This window comes from Grimontia sp. NTOU-MAR1, from assembly GCF_035758505.1.
GTDB lineage: Bacteria > Pseudomonadota > Gammaproteobacteria > Enterobacterales > Vibrionaceae > Enterovibrio > Enterovibrio marinus.
Genome location: NZ_CP142108.1, coordinates 792,427 through 813,320 on the forward strand (window position 1 = coordinate 792,427; position 20,894 = coordinate 813,320).

The window sequence follows — 20,894 nt, forward strand, 5'->3', positions numbered from 1 at the left end:
ATTCAATTCATCTCTATGAGTTATATATAAGACAAAACTGACCGATTAACGCTTGTTCGTTTTGAAAACAGGGGAACGGAAGTGGTTAAGTAGGAATCAAAGACGGTGCAGAGTGGCCGCCTTTCCATGAGGCTTTGGTAAGAGTTACTTTGGCGCGAGCCCCAGATCATCCACCAGCAACTCCATAAACCGTCCTGTGCAGCCACAACCAATATCCAATGCCTTGCCCCGATGCTTTGCAAAGCTCATCGCTTTCTTATGCTGAGCAATACCATTGGTCATGTTGAAGCCCTAATCTGTCCAGAGATGAGTGATTTGATCGTAGGCTTTTCCTATCTGTTCAGGATTCATGTTTATCTCTCGTTGTTAACTAGGTTTCCTTTAAGCGCCTATACCTGAAGCGCTTAATGCTTTGATGCGACAAACGCCCTGTACCAATTGCCCGTCACCACAAATTTAGGAAAGGTATAAAGTTGCTCAAGCAAGATTCTCGACATCGCATTTTTGAAGCTTGTAAATGGCTCTGCCGGGTTTGCCTCTTTGCTGTGTCCTAACCCCTGCAAACCGAATGAAACTGCCATTAATAACACTGACATCAGCGCAGCTATCAAATCAAGACCAAGTAGTGAAAACACAAAAGACGCAAAGCCTAAGATAAAGCAGGGAACAAAGATGATATGGATGAGAAGGTTTTTCTTCGATTGATGAAACGTTGAATAGCCTTTCCATTGCCGTTCAATGAGTTCGTTAAGGGGCATGTATCCTCCGTGACTGATGCTTTACCTCTTAGAGGGTGAAACTGTAAACACGCAAATTTAATTGATGAAGGCGATTCCTACCTGACAGATATTGCTCCCTTATCAAGCGAAAAAGAGACTATGCCAGCATGTTATCGCTGGCATTCATATTAACTTGGCTGCCAATGTATTATTGGTCGCAAGCTGTACAGCAAAGATGACAATCGACAGTGTAGCTCCTGTGACAATGTCAAAAGCGAATTACTGAATACTACAAATGTTGAAACGGCTACGGCTTCCGGATCCGAGCATTTTCACATTCCGTTTTTCTCGCAGATTCAACCAGGCAGCACTCTCTTCCGCATTCAGATTTGAAGGCTGGTAATCTAGGTTTGAATGTCGTGACACCAGCACTTGTCTATTGAGATCGTCTGATAAGCTATCCACAATGTTTGTTGTCATTTGGCCATCAGAATACGCCATAACCAGCACGGTATCTTGGCCTTCAAGCTCTTGTGAAAGCAATGATTGATTATCCACACTAAACTGGACATCTTTATATCCATTTGAACTTTCGGACTGCCCAGACATCGCGCGGTACATTCGGCTGCGTTTTTTCTTCTTCAAACTCGCTAGGGGCGTTTCATTTTCAGAGCTATAAGCATTGACCACTTTAATATTGTTTTTAGCTGCATAGCTTAAGATCGCACTTTGGTTTCCTAGGCCTCGTCTTGTCAACGCTGGAGAGTTTTGCAAGCTTTGCGACAAACGTTGTTCTGTCGCATCGACAAGCACAATCGCCGTCTCTTTGCCTTCACTCAAAGACTGGTTCAATGCTCGACGCACTTCGGTATGAGCTTGCTTTCCTTCCAATGTATCCCACTTAGGTGAGAGAGACCCGGCTGCAGCCGGCCTGACCTCTACTGTGTAAGGGTGATATTGGTACTGCCCTGCAGGCCAGTAGGTATTTCTCTTGTATGCACCAAGGTCATCAGCCAAATGAAACTCACTGACTACCTTTTCATTTTTCAGATACGCTTTTGGTTTGTTTTGCCCGCTAGATTTCCAACGGAAATACATATCTTCCCGTCTCATAACAACGTCACTGCGAATCGCACTTATCGCAGTCTCAGCATCTCTGCCACTTTCTGCATTGTTGTAATGGGAAATTCCCGTCGTTTGATATTCGGCATTGTCAATCGAATACTCCGTGACTTGCCCGGTTTCAGGATGACGATGTCTGAGTAATACGCTCCCCTGAGGCATTGCACCTGAAGCGTAATCACGAGCATGAATTAATTCATGGCCCAACGCGACCGCTTGATCAAAAGGCTTATCCGTTCCCGGAATATTGACCACTTCTTTGGTAGAAAAGAACACAGTGTTTGACACGCCTTTTCCATTAAACTGTCGAGGGTAAACAAGCACGGACTTTTGACTATCAACAAAGTTGGAAGGTATAGTCTCGAACAAGCGACCAGCACTTTCCGGTTCGCGAATTACAGTAACCACGTTCACCCTAGTTGTATCAACACCTTGAAGATGTTCAATAAGAGGCTCTACGATATCCTCAGGCGCATTGACTGGTGTGTAAGCAGCGATTTGACGCAATACTTCTCGACCAGTCGGTGACATTTTCAGCCTTTGAATCAGAAGTTTAATATCCTCCAGATAGGCGTCATCTTTTGTTTGAACGTAAAGGTTAGTCGATACTCGATAGAGATTACCGTACTGCGAAGAGTTGTAGCCGTAAATGACCTTCACACCATCTGGAGCAGCATAAAACTCCCCCATGTCTGCACCGCCGCCAGCGAAAGCACTTCCAACTAATGTTGAGAATATAAAACCAATAGGAACTATTTTTACTAATATTTTCATCCCACTAGCCCTCGATCTTAATCTGTAGTTCGATCAGTTCTTCTAACTCTTGAACAAGAACTTCATGAATCTGGGGAAGCATCGTCATATCGTTGCTCCGAATCACATCACCCAGTTGTGTAATCGCCAAATCCAAATCACCTTGAGATAATTTGCTACCGACAATAGATAACATCTGCCACAAAACATGTTGCTCCGACGCCATCACCTGCTGAGAAAGGGCATACAAATGCGAATCATTGAGGTACTGCCTATTCACTGCTGATAATGAGCTGTTAAACAGTTGGGGAGCATTACCAGCTGTCGTCAGCACATGCGCTTCAGATTGTTGGTGTTGAGCAATTTGCGCGTACAAAGCCAAATCGCCAAGTAAATAATGCAACTCATTTGCCGTGTTAACTTCACTTACTTTTTGCATGATTTCTGCCACCGCAGCGTTTAAACTTCTCAACACTGCATTCTCGTCTGGACCCACTACGACTTTGTCAAAAGTCTTCGCCATAATCGGAGAATAAAATTGAAGGTTTTTCGCTGAATAGACACTTGGATAAGGAATCGAGTAATAAATATCGCGAATGTAAGCCATGGTGATTGTTTCTTCGAATACTGGCTTGATAAAAGCTCGGAATACTTTATATAGCTTAATATTACTTAAGACATCTCCTGATGGCCTTTCAGTCAAAAGTAATTCGTACCAACGGCTAAGCTGATACCAGTCTTTTCTCTGTTCAGGGTCGTTGGCATCCAGCCCCTGACTATTTAAATACTCGGTTAGGGTTGTTTGATAAGGCAGTACTTGGATGGTGGATAATTGTGTTACTAAGGTTTCAAACATTTGATTCGAAAGTCGACCAAATACATACGCGTAAGCTTGATCACCCAATTTAGCGCGTAATAGCCCAGGCTCCCAGCCATTATTCACCCTCGTTTCCACATAGGATTCCACATCGAAGTCCAGCGATTTCCTAATCACATCCACGAGCTCTTGATCTTTCGATATATGATAGGTGTCATAGAGTGGTCCTGAGTCTTTACATGCATCGAGTGATGCTTGAATACCACCGGGATAAACGGAAGGTATTCCCCAACACTCTCTTGCTGGACTCACTTCAAATGTCGCTGTGTTTATTTGCTCTTCGGACAAATAATCCACGTTCCAATTTGCTTTTGCATATTCACGCAACCCACTCTTTCGCGCCCTCTCTTCCAGCAAACTTCGATTGAGTCTCGCGTATTGGTAGACTTGAGGAATATAGTGCTTTGCACGACCGATGACTTCATTACGCAGTGTTTCTTTATGCCTCTGCAAGTTATCCATCGCAGTCTGTACAAGCGAGCGCTTGGCTTCGTGTAGTTTTAAACGAAGTTGATTTAATTCTGACGATGACAACTGCTGTGCAATCAACTGAATTCGCGCCTGTCCCTGTGATTTGACACAGTTCATCAAATGAGTCGGATTGTCCCCCACTTCAGAACACAGAGGTTGATTTAGATTTGATTGTTCTGAGATATGACCATAAACCTTGATGTATTCCAGATCCATCCTCGCCATTTGCCTCACAAGCTGACGATCATAACCCGCTGCAATACGACGATATTCCGTATCCGCAGCAAGCAACAGTTGGTCGATGTACATTTCAATCGATGCTTTAACATGGGCGTCGTATTGATTAATCAGCTTAATTGCATCTTCTTTTTTATGATGGAATCGGTTGAAATCAGGGTGATGATCATTAAAAACATAGTGAGTTTTAGATTCAAACTCACCAATTTTCTCTTTCGCTGCAAAGTATTTAATATCGTTGGACAGCATGTTTAGCTCATCACCAACCAGTGGAACAATCGAGAAAACAGCGGCGGTTTTATCTAAACGTGTGGACGACTCATTGGAAAATGTAGACGCCATGTTCTCTGCCCACACACCCACAGCAAAAGCATCGCCAACTGGGCCAAGCACTTCGAGTGTTGAACTTCCAACTTGACCCAGACGATTCAATATCGCAGGAGCACTTAACACACTTTCAGACGCTGCCGGTACGCTGTTTAATGCCTCTTCTGTTGCAGGCCATGCCTCTGAAAACAACTGTTGCTGTGAAGAGTGTTCTAACTCACCGAATGTAGAGCCAAACTGAGGTTCTGAGAAAAACTGTTGGTGGAGCTGCCCTTCTAAGCGCTGGCTATCGAAGCTATTTAAGCTTTGCGTATCAGACACACCATCAATAAAACACATTGAATAGGTAGCTGGACTTAATACAGTCAGAGCAACGAAACTGGGTATTAATTTTTGATTCATTAGGAATATGCTCTTTATATTGTTAAAAGAGTAAAATGAACTGTTCATAACGATGACTTTAAAAAGCGCAAGCTTCAGCGGCTGTGATTTCTTCTCCGCTATGCATATCTTTTATTTTCTTATTGCCCACAGAGCTTGGATCAATTTCTCGATAAACAACGTGAGTCCCCATATAACTCGTTTTAATAGCTGTCACTTCAAAGTAAGAATTTCTATTAATAAGAACCTCCAACTCGCCATCAATAACACTTGGTAATACAATACCGCTTTTACCCTGTTGAAGTTCAAACCTTGCAAGCTGACCAGAATGAAAGTTATAGGCAGCATCTTTTGATATGGATGTTGAAATATAAGAGCTAGGACTAACAATATCCCCAACTTGTATGTCTGACATATAAGCCCCCAGTTCACGTTCGCCTCTAAAGGTAACACCTTGATACTTAGCGCCACTCTCAAAAGCTGAATCTATATGATCAATGGTATTCAGGGTTTCATCATCAAAAACTCCCGAGATAAAGCTTTCTCGAGTCGATACAAAAGCATAGTCTTGGTATTCGGCCAGTGCTGCGGCTTGTTCTTCCGAAAGAAGACCTCTTTGAACATCAGCTTGTTCGTATAATTCTGTTCTTAGTCTGTTAAATTCCCCATAATCATCAATGCCAGGCTCAGACATAATTTCCATAATCTCTTCTATATCTGAACTACTGTAATATTTATCATTATACTTCAAACCTGCCATTGAGTGAGAACACAAACAAACTTGAATTAATAAGCAAAATAATAATTTCATAGGTTTCATTTTTATTTACCAATATACGTAAAAATCGCCACAACAATAGAACTGGGAGATTATCGACCACTTATTTTATAAATAACACCTCTCATAAAGATTTCATGAGAGGTAATGGACATCAAAGACAATACAATGCTGAACGGGTTCGAAGTGACACTTCATCTCCACTAAAGCTATCGTAAATATTTATATCTGGCTCAGCCTTTAAGTATTTAGAAGGATTTTTTATTTCCCTTAATTTTATGTAATTCTGTTCCGCTGAAATTCTCTCAATCGCTTCAACACGAAAATAAGTGTTAGGCTTCGCTAAGATTTCAGCTTCGTATGCTTTGAACGTATAAGCATTGATTGCTCGCCCTGATGACTTCAAATCAATTTTGAATTGAGCAGCAGACAAGTTCTGATAAACTCCCGTAGCGGAGAAGTTTTTCGCTACGCTTGGAATGGTTGATGTCGATAAGAAAGCCTTTTCATGCAAGATATCGCCAACATTCAGCTTTTCCAGAAGACTGTTCTTAATTGAAGAGCCTCGATAGACCGTCCCTTTAAAGTTAGGCAATTTATTCATTACGCTCCGCATATGAGAAACACGCGTTTTTAGAGCTTCAGCATATCCTGGCATCAGAAATTCATTCGGTTCTCCAGCTCGCATGTACTCATTAACAACATCATGATCGACGCGACCATAACGTTCGATCGCCGAGTACTCCTCTGGGACCATCTTTCTTTCTGCTTTTGCATGATGAACGATTGACCAATCCATCAGGTCATCTGCCATCTGTTCTTGCTGCACAGGCGACAAATCTCGCCCTTTAAACTCAGCGAAATCTTCTGCAAATACATGGCTCTGAACGACAATCGTTAAAAGTGTAGCCAATGCTCTTCTGGTCATATTTTGCTCCCCGCTCAACCGCAAACTAGAGAACGCCATGATGACGTACCCCTGACTGTTAAATAGTCATTCGCTAGGTGATAAACGGTGACAGAAAAGTCTATCAACGCTTCCACTTCATTCGCCGTCAACAAGTTATATCGCCAACCACTGGAAGTTTTTGCCAAATCAGAAAATTTTGACGCCAGTTCATCGACTTGCACTTTGCTTAGCAAAGGAGCTTTCAATGTATCGAATAACGCAACTTGAACTACAAAGCAAAAACAGAAAGTACGGAGCGAAAAACCTTTCAACATAGTCTGTTCCTCCTATTACCAATACCTAGGGTCGTTTGGGCTTAAATCACAGGAGATATTTAAGGTATTTTGCTTGTCAGCTCCGTATCGGATCGCACTAAACAGCCCTAACTGTTGACGATTCACGCTATCAAACCAATCAGAAAATGGTGTCAACCAATACAATGATTCGTCACCTGAGACCTTAAATAAGGCATCTCGGAGTTGCGGGTAATTAATTGCACAAGTTCGACCAGGTAGGTTGGTGAAGTTCTCATTAACTTGAACAAGCAGATCCAGCTTTCTACCCAGCTCAGAATTGGCGTTAAATAAGTCATCGATGGAGACATGTAAACGCACGTCATAACTCAAATCTTCACGACTGTTTGCTGGGTAGTAATAAGCAGAGTCACTTTCGTCAATATTATGATAGACATCTAACGTTAAGTAGCGCAGCAGGTGCGCAGGTAAAGGCTCGGAAAGTAATGCGGTCGTCCCCATTTCTCCAGATGCGTAGTGACCAGGAGAAATATTCTGCGCATGGACAATGGCAATGTATCTCTGGAAATCACCAATCTGAGAAGCAAGCCAATCCTCACCATTGCTGTCAGCGACACTCATCGCCTCTAAAATGCGGCTTTTTACAATGCCTTTCGCCAATGGCAACGCAGCAGAAAGGTTTCCAATATTTAAGTTCGAAGCCTTAAGTGCTGAGGCAATTAAAGGGGCATGTTTATCAAGGTCGAAACTTCCTGGATAGAGGTAGCTATAAAAACCATTAACATGTATCGCTTGCCATTCGCTCTCCAATGCCGAACGAATAAAACCTTCCAGTTTTGCCAAGCGCTTTGAATGAACGAAATACCCTGAGTCTTTGTTCCTTTCATGCCAATCAGCAATGTAGCGCAATGACGATTCGCGGGAAAGGTTCTCTTTTTCTAGGTAGCTAGAGGACCAAGCGGCACAAGCATTAACACCACCACACTCGGCTTCCATTGCAGCGCTGGAATCAAACATCCAACGCATCACCCGCGCTCTGTCGGCTTCCGCGTTTCCGATGATACGTTGCTTGTCAGAAAAGCTTAGGATCTGTTGCTCAAGCCAAGCCTCTTCATATTGAGAGCTCCAACCTTCGTTGATCAGCTCATCCATAGATTGAGAAAAGACACGCTTGATCACATCGCGATTTGGCATCACCATCTGCGAAATCACTTCATCTTTTGCAGAGTCATAATGCTCTTTCTCTGCAGGAATCCACGTGTACTCAGTACACCCTCTGAAGTTCGGGTCACCCCCAAGTATCCCAATTCGAGTACACTTCTCGTACCCTTCTTGGATAACAAAGTACTTTTGACGACGTTCAGTAGCCGTAGCTGGACGCCCAAAAATACTGCGAGACATCTCATCTATCGCTAAATAATCAGCTTGGTCTTTAAAATAGCGATGGGCTTTTGCAACCGCTTCTGAATCAAACAAACGATCGATGGCATTCATGCCTTCTGCATACATTTCTTCTTTTAACTTAGTTCTAAGCACATCAAGCTGGGAGTTCGCGGTTTCGACGATGTTGATCTTTGCATTGAGAACTTGTCGGTAAAGTTGGTGCAGTGATTGACGCTCTAAGCCTTCCACTTCCCCATTTCTAAGTTCATCAAGCATCGCCACTGCCAGATTCAAATGGTCTTGCTGGCAATGCTGCAAGCGCGCTAAAGCTCGATTGGCTTCCCGCTTCGATGGTACATACATTGGCCGGGTGTTGTTTTCTTCCTGCTCTGGGTACAAAGCCAACAACGCATCAATCTCACTGCGGCAAGTCGAAGCAAGATCAGAGGCAAACAGTCTGGCATTCGCGCCTTCTAGCGCGAGCTTATTAAAAATGGCTTTCTGAACTTCGCTTTCAACCGAGTTAATCAGCGTCTCTGCCAAAACAACTTGTGCATTTAACGCTTCCTGATAATGCTGCTGATACTTAAGCGCCACATCAGAGGCATAACCCTTCGCTAGCGCTTCAAGCATGCGTTGTTGGCCGGATGCAAGATCCGCCCAATGCTGCTTATCTTTTTTATCTTGTTGAGTGACGATGTCGTCATGAACGGTAAAACTATAATGATCTCCCGCGGCAACTCGATTCCAACGAGCAGTTAGAATCTTACGATCAATTTCTCGCTCAGGTAGCTTAAGAACACCAAACCAGTCAATCAGGCTCATCACCGTAGCAAAGCGGTCGTACGATGTTTTTGTCTCATCTTCAAAGGCTTGAGCCACATCACTAGCCCACAGACCCACAGCGATGGTATCGCCTACTGGTCCTAAAGCTTCAAGTGCGCCCTTGGCAAAACCCGCAGTCGAGCGCCCTATTGCCGCAAGCAGACTCGCCGCCTCTTCGGATTCAAGAACGGCAACATTGGCAGGACCGATCTCAAGTAGAGATGCAGTTTCTGGGAAAACTTCATCTGCCTCAGTAAACGAAGGTCGAATGTCAGCGTTGTGTTCTGGCGCAGATAAAAATAAATCTTCTGGCGTTAGGTCTTCACTGTAGTTTCGGTAATTTGACTTACGTATATCGTGGAAACTCTCACGATCCAATACATTATATTCATCACCAATATTACAAACTTCATAGGCACCAACACAGGGGGAAGCAATGACACAAGCCAATACCAATTTTCGTAACTTCATTTGATTATCCTTGCTTTGAGAAGTTATTCACTTATTTCAGAAAGTAGCAAGCCACCGATTACTTATTCGTAACCGGAATTAAACGTTTTTATTTAAGACGCTCTAGTAATTAACCGCGAGAGCAGAGACTTAGTATTAATTTTTTGGGAGATTTCGAGACATTATTGAGTTCATACAATGCCAAACTTTAGTTGTTGTGCTTATTACCTCCTGCGTATAAGACAGTCTACTAGGTAGAAGCTATCAAGGTTACAAGGTCGTTATTTTCATTTTTATGTAAAATCAATAAAAATCAAACCAAAAATCTAGTCGTAGTGATGCACCTCATCTCAGCTTGTTATAAGTTATTCGTCACTTATGACAATAATAAATTTAACATTAAAGCTCACAGGAGTTCGGACTGGGCGTGACCACAAATAACAGCCTCTCCATCTTCAATCCTCCAAGGGCTGTCTCCCATGGAATCGCGCTACCACCCCTGCGCATTTCACCCCGTACTCATATAGAACGATATACCAATTAATTGGTCATGTGAATACATATTGCACATTTATTTATACATTTCAGTTTGGACAATTTATAAACGAAAGCTGCAAAGGGATTTAATATCACACTGATTTTATTGAAAAATATTTTTTAATTTAGTATTCGATTATGGTAATTTTCACCTTCTAGATATCTGGTCCGATTTCTAGGCATTGTCACCGCGAGAATCTACGACAACAATCATTGGCTTATCAAGGAGGTCAAATTCGTAAGTCGTTTCTGCCACTCTAACGACAGGTAGCAGTGAGACCGCAGCAATAACGGGCGCTTATCAAACCACCCAAAATATCCTTAACCCATTGTATTAAAATACTTTTAAAAGCTGACGCAGTGACAAAGCGCTGAAGGATCCCCTCATAATTTTCCAAGCCCAGCACTGTGTGCCAGCGTTTGATATTCGAGCATAGCCCAGTGATATTGCTGTTCGTTGATATCATAACGTCGATGATTTCTGACCTCCTTTCCCAGCCGAGGAATGGATAGCACCCGGCGGTGCTTGATGGTGTTCGCTTGAAAGTGGAAGTGCCATTTCGCTTGGCTGGCAATAAGGCCATTCCACCAAAGAAGAATGTCAGCCAGTAAAGCGATGAGAAGTAAGATATCTAGCCGCTTCACACAACGGGTTCTATTGTGCCGCAACGCTTTTCCATAGGCGGTACTTTTGAGGTCTCTGAAGGCTTCTTCAATTTGCATTCTCTTGGCATATAAACGGGTTATCTGCACAGCATGGAGGGTTTGATTGGGGATATTAGTGACAAGTAGCCACGGGTCATTAGCACTTTTGGCGAAGACTTTCGAGGCAGTGTGTTTTGAGCTTGTGCGGGCATGACGAAGTGCTTTTCGTCCTTTAGGTGATTGTTTTACTAAGTATGCTTGGCAAGCGAGCGGAGAGCGTTTCGCGAGTTGGCATCTCCCGAGGTCATTCGGTTTACTCGTGGCTTTGTGGTAAAGCGCTTTGTTGCATTGCCAATCTTGGCGGTTGAGTTTTATTGAGACTTCCCCCCGCACACGACCAATCCAGAACCAGCCTTTTTGTTGGACTTGGCGAAACCAGGTGTTCCGGGATCCCGCATCAGATATCACAATGGGCGTGGCGCCTTGGGGGGAGAATATCTTGAAGCTTATCGAGAAAGCGCTGATGGGAACTTGGTGAATTATATTGCTTATATTCAAAGGCTTGTTCATACAAAGTCACGGCACGGCTATCGAGGACAACAGAAGCACGAAGCGTCATATGTCGGAGTTGCTCACGCACATCAGACCAATCAACAAGGATAACCGGACAAGGGTTGGCGCCAGTAATAAGACGGGCATGCCACTTATAGATGTCTTCCTTTTCGCGATGTAATTGGTTGTTACCCAGTAGTCTGTCGATGCGCTTGATAGCGTGCTTAGTGGTCGTTCGGGTATTGAGAGAACGGCCGAGCTTGGTAAGAGTGAGGTCAGCACCATCGAGTACAGACTCAGTCGCAAGTAGCAGAGATTGAAGTCGGTTTTTATGAATAGTGGGACACCTTGTTAGTTCACGGCGCGAGAGCCGTCATAACCAACCTCGGGGAAAAACAGGACAGGCTTAGTGTCTGGGGGAGAAGCGTCCTCGAACGACGAGGGATGAACCGAGCCATTGTCGCACTGGCAGCTAAGAACGCCCGCATTATCTGGGCGTTGTTACACAACCAAACCGAATATCAAGACTACGCCGCCTGAGTAAGAGGCGGCGCAGGGAAACACACCAACCGGGTCATTGCAGACGCAGCTGATGAGGATAGGTTAAGACCATTTGCAGAGAGCCTGTTAATGCGGCGGACACATTGATGTCTTCTAACGAATTAGGCACTGCAACCGCGTAATGTCATCAGGGCCATGACGTGAGTCAGTGAAAGGCCGAGTGTAGAGCGGCAGTCCAAAACCCATCTTCAAAAGTCTAGTGGATGTTTGACGAACGGGGGAATCCATGTAGCCCTAATAATGGGCAAAAAATTGTTGGCTAAAATGTTGAGGAACGAAAACAGCCAACTGTTTTTTGTCCTTATTTATTAACTTGTTATGTTTACATTACACCAATAAGGCCTAAAATCCCAATTGGTAATAACAAAATCCATTGTGGCAATTTTATGAATGCTTGAAACTTAAAAAAACACCACCCAACAGCAATAAAAACTAAAGAGAAAATAACGAAACTTACTGAAATACCAATGACAATATTTTGAAACGAGCTTAAGTTGAACCAACCTATATAAGCTAAAGCAAAGCCCGAAATCACTAAGATAGCTGAAACCATGTGCCAGCAACCTAATAGGGTAGCTTTCGGTATGTCTGGAAGATCAGATTTAAGAAATGGCCTAACAGGATCCACTTGACCAGCAAAGATATGTACCAGTGAAGTAAATATCCCTATTATTCCTGCCGCAAAAATCCAAGTATTCACCATACTCTCCTTGTAAACATAACGTCGCAATAACGGGCGCTTACCAAACCGCCCAAAACCGCTTTAATCCCTTGTATTCACAACACTTTGAAAAGCTGCCGCAGTGACAAAGCGTCCCGTTTATAGCCTTGTTATGCAAGCATCCGGACTCAGGATATGTCATGAAGTTTCACAACTTTCTCTTGGGCAAAAAGTGTTAATTTTCCGCAGTCCATACACTCTAACGACGTAGTACTTTTATTTGCCCAATCCAGACCTAAGAAGCTAGCTGCCCTCGTGTTAAGTAGAAAATTTGTATGCCTAAAGTACTCACTATTACAGTGGCTACAAACCACGTTCTTTCCCGCTGCTCTGAACTTGAACAAATCGTAATTCTCCAACTCAACACGTTTATGCTTTAGTTTGATTTCATCAAGAAACCCCATAAACACCGGAATGCCCAGAATAAAAAGTAACGCAACAATTGCTAAGAGTGCTTCACCCATACTATCCAAATCACAACCACGAATGTATTAATTGCATAACGCCGTGCTCTGGGGCAAACCGCAGCGTAGGTTTGTCCCTAGCAGCACTTTGTTAAGCCATTTTTTCGATGGTTGACTTGCATATAGCCAGCTTATTCTCACATTCATCTTTAAATTCCCAGCCAACATCACCGGATATTGTGTTTATCTGATGATCAAGCGCAGCACCAGCTATTTTTTTTAGTTCATCTTCACATTCACCTCTTATTTTTGCAGAAGCGAAGGCAAGACCTACAGTAGCCTGAAAATATGTGTACGATGAATATTCACTTGTGTAAGGGTTTTGAATATCTATTTCCCAATCACCCATCAGTTTAGATAAAAATTCCATCGTGCTTATACTTTTATTCTTCTTGTTCCATTCTTTAAATAATTCCAGAGTATCTGCTCCTGTATCGTTCCCATTTGGAGCAAATTCATCTGTGACACTCCAGAGAAATGGGTCTGGCACCAAAATACGGGCAGCCTCGTGATACTCCTCCCAGCTGATATCCAATTTCTCCCAGGGATCGAGCTTTTCAAATGCTGCTTTTCTACCTGAAAGAACTTCGTCGTAAACCGGCTGCAGCTCTTCGATGGTTGAAGGAAGAGCACTCAACCTATCATGGCAATACGCTTTGAAACTCTTGAAATCAAAATCATCACTTTTCTTAAGTTTTTTCTCTAGAAATGGCAGTTCTTCTACGATTGCGTTAAGTGCTGATTTAACCCATGCCGGATTAATTTGTATAGGAGGCTTGCTTTGTCTCTCAATTTCATATCCGGCAATAAATGTTCCTTCAATTTCCAGAGTAAGTCGCTTTTTCTTTCTAAGGAACTTGGACTTCGGCAGAGATTTTAAGGCCTGATGAAATTCCTCTTGCATGGACTCCAATGATTTTCTCGCTGGGCCATCATGATAAAAATGCATGATTATCTCGATCTCATCGATCGCACTGCCGAATTCCGGTGAATTGTGCTCCAACCAGTAACCCGACATTGAAATGGATTTCTGACCACCGTAAGCGTTATAGAGTCTATGTAAAACTGATATCTTCATTGTTCCTTCAAAGCCAAAGGGGCTTAACGCCCTGTTAAGGTGTGAGCAACGCAATACCGATGCTTCCGCATACCACCTTAAACACCAAACGCAACGCATAGCAAAAATTCCAAGCGTTGCGAATCACTCTTAAACAGATTGTTAGACTGCGGTTACAACAAGTTTTCCCTTTTAAGTAACGCTATGAAATCATTGAATAATTCCTTAGCCTCATACGCATTACTACTTAACTCTTTAGATAATGCTCGGTATTGACGTGATTTTTCCTCACTTGGAAACACAAGATCACGGTCTTCATTTAGGTGAGGTGCCATACAGTACCTATAATCTTGTACATTAAATTGATTGCTTGGATATACAAAAAAGTTACAACCAACAAAATTATGAAGCTTTTTGGCTGACTCAGCGTACCTATCGAATGCCTCTTGAACTTTTTTGAACTGAAGATTGCTTTCAGGTTTTGAGAAACAACTATAGGAATGATAAAACATGCTATCTGCACTAGAGTAATACGAATGGTCATCAAGTAAATTGTTGAAATACTTTCTAACAAGCTCGATATCTACTTTTTCATTAGATATCGTAGCTAAATCCATAGCTCTTTGTTTCTCCCACTTGTCAAGACCTAGATATTTAAATAATAGTAAGCTGATCCCCACCACTATTTGAATTCCAGATATTAACCATTGAGAGTCTTCCGCAACAGGTACACTTAATTGGTTTAAACCGGCAATAACTAAGCCAAGCCACCATGGCGAGGACATTGACACAAACCCACTTATGATCAAAGAGGTCGCAATCGTATTAATAACGTGCTTACTATACTTAACTTCTGTCTTACCCGTATTACGGTCATGTTGAATCTCTATACTCATGATCAGCTCATATATTTATTATTCTTGTGCTTACGCTACAATTTTTCCGAATTTTTCGATAGCAGTCTAACGCCGCGTTAAGTAGTGAGCAACGCCACCACCCTATCTAAGCTATTGTGCCGTAAACACTAAATTCAAAGCAAACTGAAAATGCCGAGCGTTGCGAATCTGTCTTAAACGCTTTGTTATACAAATTATTTCGACATTACCTCAAAACGGTATATCCATATCAAACTCAAACGTCTCATCTCTGTTTGGGTTGGTTCTCCAGTGTAAGTGAGATAACCCTAGAGAACTCACAAGCATACAAACTACTGAAAGTAAGAAAATCTTTATGTCACCTTTAATACGCTGATAAAAAGAGTTCAGTGATTCATATTCAAATAGCTCTAAGTCACGAAACTCTACAATTGCTAAGTCTTTTACTTCTTGAGTGATTTTCGAAGAATGCTTCAGAGCATTGTTAACGACACGCAACTGATTAATTGGCACATAATTATCAGCCTCACTTATTTTGACATTTCTTGAGTTATACTCTTTTTTCAAAGATTTCCAATTGAATAAAGACTTTTTGTCAACGTTATCAAAAGCTAAAGATAACAATCTCTTAAGCGTAATTTCCAACTGCTTAAATGAGTAGATCACTTGCATTTCCACTAAAGCAAATACTTGATCAGAAATGTATTCGCTGTGAGCTTGTGATGCTTGGCAGTCTAAAACCAAGTCATGGTACTCATCGATACTAAATTCAACGTACTCATCCGTAGCTTGGTTTTTTGCATCGTAATCCGACTTCCAGTCATCGTAACGTTTTTCAGCTGTATCCAACTCCCGCTTAAGTACAGCGTACTCCTCATTCATTTGAGTATTCAGCGAGGCTATTGCGAGATCGAACAAGTTTTCTCCACACTCAGCCGTATGAAATAACTCATCAACCAATTTTTTTTCTGTGCTGTACACCGAAACTCCTCATTTGTTTGTATAACGCCAAATTAAGGTGTGAACAACGCTAACCACCCGACCTAAAGCATTGTGTCATAAACACTAAACTTGCTTGAAGTGAAAGCGCCGAGCGTTGTGAATCACTCTTAAATTTCTTGTTATGTAACAACTATTTGCAAGATGTCATAGTGATCATTATGACGAACATTTGTGCACTTAATCCTTGCCCCTGTACCAAGTAGGACTTCGAGTTCTCGACCCTGTACCTGATTTTGAGCATTGCTAAACACGTAAACAGGTACTTTACAGTGTTCAGAAACAGAAATAACCCACAGGTGTTTAGTCAAGTGAGTATCAGAATGTGCCCCAGCGATCATGGCACAAAAAGAAGTTGATAATGGTTTCGTTAACGTGAACTCACGATTTAATACTGGCTCGCCATTGTCATTCAACAATGGGAAAGTCCCACCATGAAATAGTTGCTGTCCCGGGGACAAGTATTGGCCATTTTTCAAAAGCTCTTTCTGCACACTTTCCTGGCAGTAGTTTTCCGGATGGTTCCTGTATTTATTTATGTTTGGTACATCCTTCAGGCGTAGCATTTTTCGCTTACATTGTTTGTAAGCGTACAAACTACTTAGCTTTTCAGACACTTCAGTTTGAATTGCACCGTGAGTTCGGCAATAAGCTATAAAGTCAGCATATTCATCAGCAGAATTTAGTACCTCAGGTGAGAGAACTGAGCCACCAAAGTCGGGTTCTACAATTGGATATATGTCTACAATTGGCAAAACTGAACTTTCCATAAAGCCTCTTAAATAAGTGAAATGCTGATTTGTTACATAACGCAGTGTTCTGCGGCAAATTTGGAGCGCAGTGGAAAATTTGTCCGATAGCAACACCTTGTTAGAGTTTGATTCGATAAAGCTTATTACCTTTCTTGCTTTGTCGTTCTTCGAGTAAGCTATCACTCAACATCTCCTCAAGTTTTTCGCGTATTTCATTTACTGAATAGAGATCAAAGCTTTCGAATCCAGGTTGCCTACTTCCCCATTTCTGAACCCTTAGTGGAGAGAAAGCCCATCGTGAATATCGTTTCAGGAACTTCAGCAACAATTCTTTGAGGGTGCTATCTGTGACATTCTCAACATTGCGTGATTGATAGTCTGGATATGTTGACTTTAGATTGAAGAACTCTTTGGTATTGACATCGTATTTTGCTACAGGAATGCCTCTAAAATTGCTTGGGGCGCTAGCCTCCTGTGGGACAATAATCAGAGGCTGGACTGCTACTGAAATGTTTCTTTCTCGCAAATAATTCTCGTAAGTGGTCTTGTAGAATTCAATCTGATGTACGGCATTTATGAGAGCAGAAGGGCGAGTGACGTTTTTAACCTCAATGAGGTAATGAACATCTTTAGTCTCTATAACTCCATCAATAATCGAGCCCCTGCCGCTTCCACTTATACGAAGCTCTTTATGAAAGGATTTATGCGAGAAGGGTATATTACCTGTGTCTAAAGCAGTTAATACAGATCTTTCAAATTGCAAAGCTTGTTTAACAAGCTGATTTCTATCCACCGGAGGGCTTTTTTCTTCGGTATCCGTAATGCCGGTTGGTGGTTCTTCAACCTCTTCTACTGCCTCCACCTCGTCTGTACCAGCGATGCTTTCTTTCTCTAATTCTTCATCCACTTCACTTCGTGCTTTTTCTTCAATATCTTCTCTACTGGCCTTTCCTGTTAGATATTCCCAATACTCTTTTCGATTCCAAATTAGGGCCGCAATTTTTTCTAAGAACTGAAGCTCGGTAACCAACGTAGCAATTACAAATACAGATATTGTATAAACTAATGCGCTATGAGCAGAAAAGCTTATAGAAACTACTAGAATCGCCCCAAGAAGTTGGGTAACTAGCTTTCTGTCACTCTTAAACATCAAAATTACGCAAGCAACAAGCCCCACTATTGCAAATAGCGATGCTATGAGTTTTGTGTTGGTGAAAGCATCCAAAATTGAATTTATCTCCATGCTGTATAGCTCTAACGTTGCAATAACGGGCGCTTATCAAGCCACCCAAAACTGCTTTAATCCCTTGTATTCATGACACTTTGAAAAGCTGCCGCAGTGACAAAGCGACACGTTTATAGCCTTGTTATGCAAGCATCCGGACTCAGGATATGTCATGAAGTTTCACAACTTTTTCTTGGGCAAAAAGTGTTAATTTTCCGCAGTCCATACACTCTAACGACGTAGTACTTTTATTTGCCCAATCCAGACCTAAGAAGCTAGCTGCCCTCGTGTTAAGTAGAAAATTTGTATGCCTAAAGTACTCACTATTACAGTGACTACAAACGACGTTCTTTCCCGCTGCTCTGAACTTGAACAAATCGTAATTCTCCAACTCAACACGTTTATGCTTTAGTTTGATTTCATCAAGAAATCCCATAAACACCGGAATGCCTAGAATGAAAAGTAACGCAACAATTGCTAAGAGTGCTTCACCCATACTATCCAAATCACAACCACGAATGTATTAACTGCATAACGACAAGTTAAGTGGTGAGCGATGCGTGCTAAAATTGAGCAAAGCGAAATCAGCACGCGTTAGCGAATCCATCTTAAACTTTTTGTTATGTACGTTTTATCGCAACCACCCCGTAGGTGTGCCAATGCTTTTCAACACCTATAGTTGTTTTACCGAGTTCGTCACGTTCTGAAAACTTAACGATTTCAAAATTAGTAAATAAATCTCTGACCTTTTGTTCAGTAAGTGCTGTCGTAGGAATTCGAAAGCCTTGAGCCCAACTGTCTTTAAAACCCATAAAATCGCCAGCAAATACACCACCTATTGCTATCGAGGATTCAATTTTTGCCCAAGTTTTAGAGAATTGAAGTGGGTCAGCAAAAAATAAGCTTGAATTAGCCACAATTACCCCGGTCTCAGGATAGTTAAAGGTCTCAAATGAAGCTTGCTCAATATTTACCTGAGCTAATGAGCCAAACCTGTCACGACAAATAGTGACGGAATCTTGATTTACATCGAATCCAAACACCTTGTAATCTTGTTTCGACAAATACTCAACGTCACTACCTGTCCCACAGCCACAGTCGACCGCGACATTTAGACCTGATTCATTTAGTTGAATCGCTAATTCTGTCCTCATAGCGTGTGGGCGAGTGAGAGCCTTTTGGTAGTACTTTTTCCAATTATCTGTTTTGTCATCCATAATTTCGAAAATTTCCTGTAAGTACATAACGTCAGCATAACGGGCGTTTACTAGCCGAAGTTGATCGAAACGGCTAAATCACAGTTTTTAGGAAAATGCGCTACGAGTAAACGTCCCGTTCATGCTCTTGTTAGCTGTATTTTTCGCTCACCGCATCAACCCATTTTTCAAAATCAGGATTTGCAGACTGTGCAGGTTCAGTTATAACTGAGCCTACCGAAGGAATTGAAACTCCAAACTCTTCAGTAACCCAGTTTTGAAATGTAATATTTGAGCAATCTTCAACAGGAGGTTTACTCAAATCATCAAATCCAATTTCATCATACCCAATGGCCAGTAAGCGCAAAAAATCAACAAAATTTGATGCGAGAATTTTAAGCTCATCGCCTTCAGAGCCCATGTGAACAACTGGGTAATTACCCATTCCATTGTCCCAAAAGCAATAAAGTGAGCCATCGGGGCCGGCACCAAATTGGCCGAGTTTAGTTTCAACATCACGAAAGCCAAACCAGTAGAACATAGTATCCCCATCGTCAGCTCGTAGCTCAAAATAGCCACTAATAGGATACCCATTGTGCTGAACCCAATTTACAAGTAAACCGAGCTCTTTTGGGCATGGAATCGAATCGGGGATACCATTTTTAATTTCTTCAAGTTCCATAAAACCTCGATATACGTATACAGCTAACGCCGCGCTTCGCGGCTGGTTTGGAGCGCAGCGGAAAACCAGTCCGACAACAGCGCCTTGTTAGTGCTGACTACGCACAAACTGAAATCCCCGCTCTTTGGACCAGCTGTTAACGACTTTTTGCAATAGCTGCCTAGTACGCTGGTTGTATAATTTATCTTGCGAAGCTTCGAATAGTAATTGAGCCGATTCTTCGGACAACTCGATATTTGGAATCCATTCTACAGCCATTTCAGCCCAGCTCGACATTCTTTGTTCGAAGGAGAATATTACCGGAATGTGGAAAGGGAATGTTTCTGCCAACTCTGAATTTAAACCATTTTCGGTTAATCCAGCTCTCAATAATTCCAGCTGAGTCTCATAGTCTTCTCCGTAACCTTTTTCCATTATTGGTAAAAGCATTAACCCAGATTTTCCTTCGCCTATTTTTATTGGGTTTTCTTTGTCTATGTACCACTCGCCATCAAAATAAGAGACATATGCGGACCAACCTCCAGCATTTGTAAATAGTGGCCCGATCCATTTCATGGTGATAATTCTCCTTGAGCACTAACGCCCGCATAATGGGCGGATTAAGCTTGGCTAGAATTAGCGAGGAACGAGCGCCAGCCAAGCTTTATGCGTCCATTCATTAATGCGCTTGTTATAAATACTTACTCAAATAGTGCGAAAACTCTTTTATTTGAATGAGATAAGTATGCGTACTTCAATTCAAATAAATGACCCGCTAAATCCATAGAGTTAACATTAGTATTAACCCATGAGTGTTCATCCGACCAATGAACTGCTGCATTTTTCAATTGCTCATCATCAATCGTAACTAGTTGTTCAGAAAAACTCGTAGGCAATAACCATAGATTATCGTTTAGAGTGGATGCAGAACAGTCAAAGCAACCAAGTAAATCACCAATTTGATCTTTGGTAAAACACCCGCCACCTAGAATTGAGCCTTCTGGGACTTCTTCGAAACTATTTAAATCACAATCTTCTTTTTCTGCGAAAAATGTAACGTCCATACTCAATCCTTAAGGTATTTATAACGTTCGAATAACGGGCGTTTACTAGCCCAAACTGA

18 protein-coding genes and 2 pseudogenes are annotated in these 20,894 nt (G+C 42.0%); 1 reads left to right on the top strand and 19 read right to left on the bottom strand.

The genetic code is table 11. The annotated features are described in order from the left end of the window. Positions 1 to 144 precede the first annotated feature (144 nt). The 9 genes and pseudogenes from VP504_RS03525 to VP504_RS03565 form a co-directional block, all read right to left on the bottom strand. Positions 145 to 282, bottom strand: a complete 138-nt coding sequence (locus tag VP504_RS03525; RefSeq protein ID WP_232314553.1) for a hypothetical protein — start codon at positions 280 to 282, stop codon at positions 145 to 147. A gap of 122 nt (positions 283 to 404) precedes the next feature. Beyond that, the gene (locus VP504_RS03530; protein ID WP_062714952.1) at positions 405 to 758 is read right to left on the bottom strand and encodes an Mpo1-like protein; all 354 of its coding nucleotides are present in this window, start codon (positions 756 to 758) and stop codon (positions 405 to 407) included. 240 nt (positions 759 to 998) lie between these two features. After that, positions 999 to 2,615, bottom strand: coding sequence for a M91 family zinc metallopeptidase (locus VP504_RS03535; protein ID WP_325892977.1), 1,617 nt, complete (start codon positions 2,613 to 2,615; stop codon positions 999 to 1,001). Positions 2,616 to 2,619: 4 nt separating this feature from the next. Continuing rightward, entirely contained in the window at positions 2,620 to 4,908 is a 2,289-nt protein-coding gene (locus VP504_RS03540) for a hypothetical protein (RefSeq protein ID WP_325892978.1), read from the bottom strand. Between the two features lie 58 nt (positions 4,909 to 4,966). Then, positions 4,967 to 5,707 (bottom strand): ADP-ribosyltransferase, encoded by a 741-nt coding sequence (locus VP504_RS03545; RefSeq protein ID WP_325892979.1) that lies wholly within the window; start codon positions 5,705 to 5,707, stop codon positions 4,967 to 4,969. Between the two features lie 112 nt (positions 5,708 to 5,819). Further along, positions 5,820 to 6,593, bottom strand: coding sequence for an ADP-ribosyltransferase (locus tag VP504_RS03550; RefSeq protein WP_325892980.1), 774 nt, complete (start codon positions 6,591 to 6,593; stop codon positions 5,820 to 5,822). A 14-nt stretch (positions 6,594 to 6,607) separates the two neighbouring features. Next, positions 6,608 to 6,889 (bottom strand): hypothetical protein, encoded by a 282-nt coding sequence (locus VP504_RS03555; protein WP_325892981.1) that lies wholly within the window; start codon positions 6,887 to 6,889, stop codon positions 6,608 to 6,610. A gap of 15 nt (positions 6,890 to 6,904) precedes the next feature. Continuing rightward, the gene (locus tag VP504_RS03560; RefSeq protein WP_325892982.1) at positions 6,905 to 9,547 is read right to left on the bottom strand and encodes a hypothetical protein; all 2,643 of its coding nucleotides are present in this window, start codon (positions 9,545 to 9,547) and stop codon (positions 6,905 to 6,907) included. A gap of 900 nt (positions 9,548 to 10,447) precedes the next feature. After that, positions 10,448 to 11,597: pseudogene (locus tag VP504_RS03565) on the bottom strand (IS4 family transposase). An 8-nt stretch (positions 11,598 to 11,605) separates the two neighbouring features. Here VP504_RS03565 and VP504_RS03570 point away from each other — a divergent pair. Further along, positions 11,606 to 11,800, top strand: a pseudogene (locus VP504_RS03570) (IS110 family transposase); the annotation flags it as partial. A gap of 343 nt (positions 11,801 to 12,143) precedes the next feature. On the opposite strand, the gene VP504_RS03575 reads toward VP504_RS03570, so the two are convergent. The 10 genes from VP504_RS03575 to VP504_RS03620 all read right to left on the bottom strand — a co-directional run bounded on the left by VP504_RS03575 (position 12,144) and on the right by VP504_RS03620 (position 20,835). Then, positions 12,144 to 12,524 (bottom strand): hypothetical protein, encoded by a 381-nt coding sequence (locus tag VP504_RS03575; RefSeq protein ID WP_325892983.1) that lies wholly within the window; start codon positions 12,522 to 12,524, stop codon positions 12,144 to 12,146. Between the two features lie 573 nt (positions 12,525 to 13,097). Further along, complete coding sequence (locus VP504_RS03580; RefSeq protein WP_325892984.1) at positions 13,098 to 14,084, bottom strand: hypothetical protein; 987 nt, start codon at positions 14,082 to 14,084, stop codon at positions 13,098 to 13,100. A gap of 152 nt (positions 14,085 to 14,236) precedes the next feature. After that, positions 14,237 to 14,959 (bottom strand): hypothetical protein, encoded by a 723-nt coding sequence (locus VP504_RS03585; RefSeq protein WP_325892985.1) that lies wholly within the window; start codon positions 14,957 to 14,959, stop codon positions 14,237 to 14,239. Between the two features lie 210 nt (positions 14,960 to 15,169). After that, positions 15,170 to 15,919 carry a hypothetical protein gene (locus VP504_RS03590; RefSeq protein ID WP_325892986.1) on the bottom strand — a complete coding sequence of 250 codons (750 nt, stop codon included), beginning with the start codon at positions 15,917 to 15,919 and terminating at the stop codon, positions 15,170 to 15,172. A 140-nt stretch (positions 15,920 to 16,059) separates the two neighbouring features. Further along, positions 16,060 to 16,707 carry a hypothetical protein gene (locus VP504_RS03595; RefSeq protein WP_325892987.1) on the bottom strand — a complete coding sequence of 216 codons (648 nt, stop codon included), beginning with the start codon at positions 16,705 to 16,707 and terminating at the stop codon, positions 16,060 to 16,062. A 100-nt stretch (positions 16,708 to 16,807) separates the two neighbouring features. After that, the gene (locus VP504_RS03600) at positions 16,808 to 17,932 is read right to left on the bottom strand and encodes a hypothetical protein (RefSeq protein WP_325892988.1); all 1,125 of its coding nucleotides are present in this window, start codon (positions 17,930 to 17,932) and stop codon (positions 16,808 to 16,810) included. A gap of 602 nt (positions 17,933 to 18,534) precedes the next feature. Next, positions 18,535 to 19,131, bottom strand: a complete 597-nt coding sequence (locus VP504_RS03605) for a class I SAM-dependent methyltransferase (protein WP_325892989.1) — start codon at positions 19,129 to 19,131, stop codon at positions 18,535 to 18,537. Positions 19,132 to 19,261: 130 nt separating this feature from the next. Continuing rightward, complete coding sequence (locus VP504_RS03610) at positions 19,262 to 19,792, bottom strand: hypothetical protein (RefSeq protein ID WP_325892990.1); 531 nt, start codon at positions 19,790 to 19,792, stop codon at positions 19,262 to 19,264. 87 nt (positions 19,793 to 19,879) lie between these two features. Then, positions 19,880 to 20,347, bottom strand: a complete 468-nt coding sequence (locus tag VP504_RS03615) for a hypothetical protein (RefSeq protein WP_325892991.1) — start codon at positions 20,345 to 20,347, stop codon at positions 19,880 to 19,882. A gap of 125 nt (positions 20,348 to 20,472) precedes the next feature. Further along, entirely contained in the window at positions 20,473 to 20,835 is a 363-nt protein-coding gene (locus VP504_RS03620; RefSeq protein WP_325892992.1) for a hypothetical protein, read from the bottom strand. Between the last annotated feature and the right edge of the window lie 59 nt (positions 20,836 to 20,894).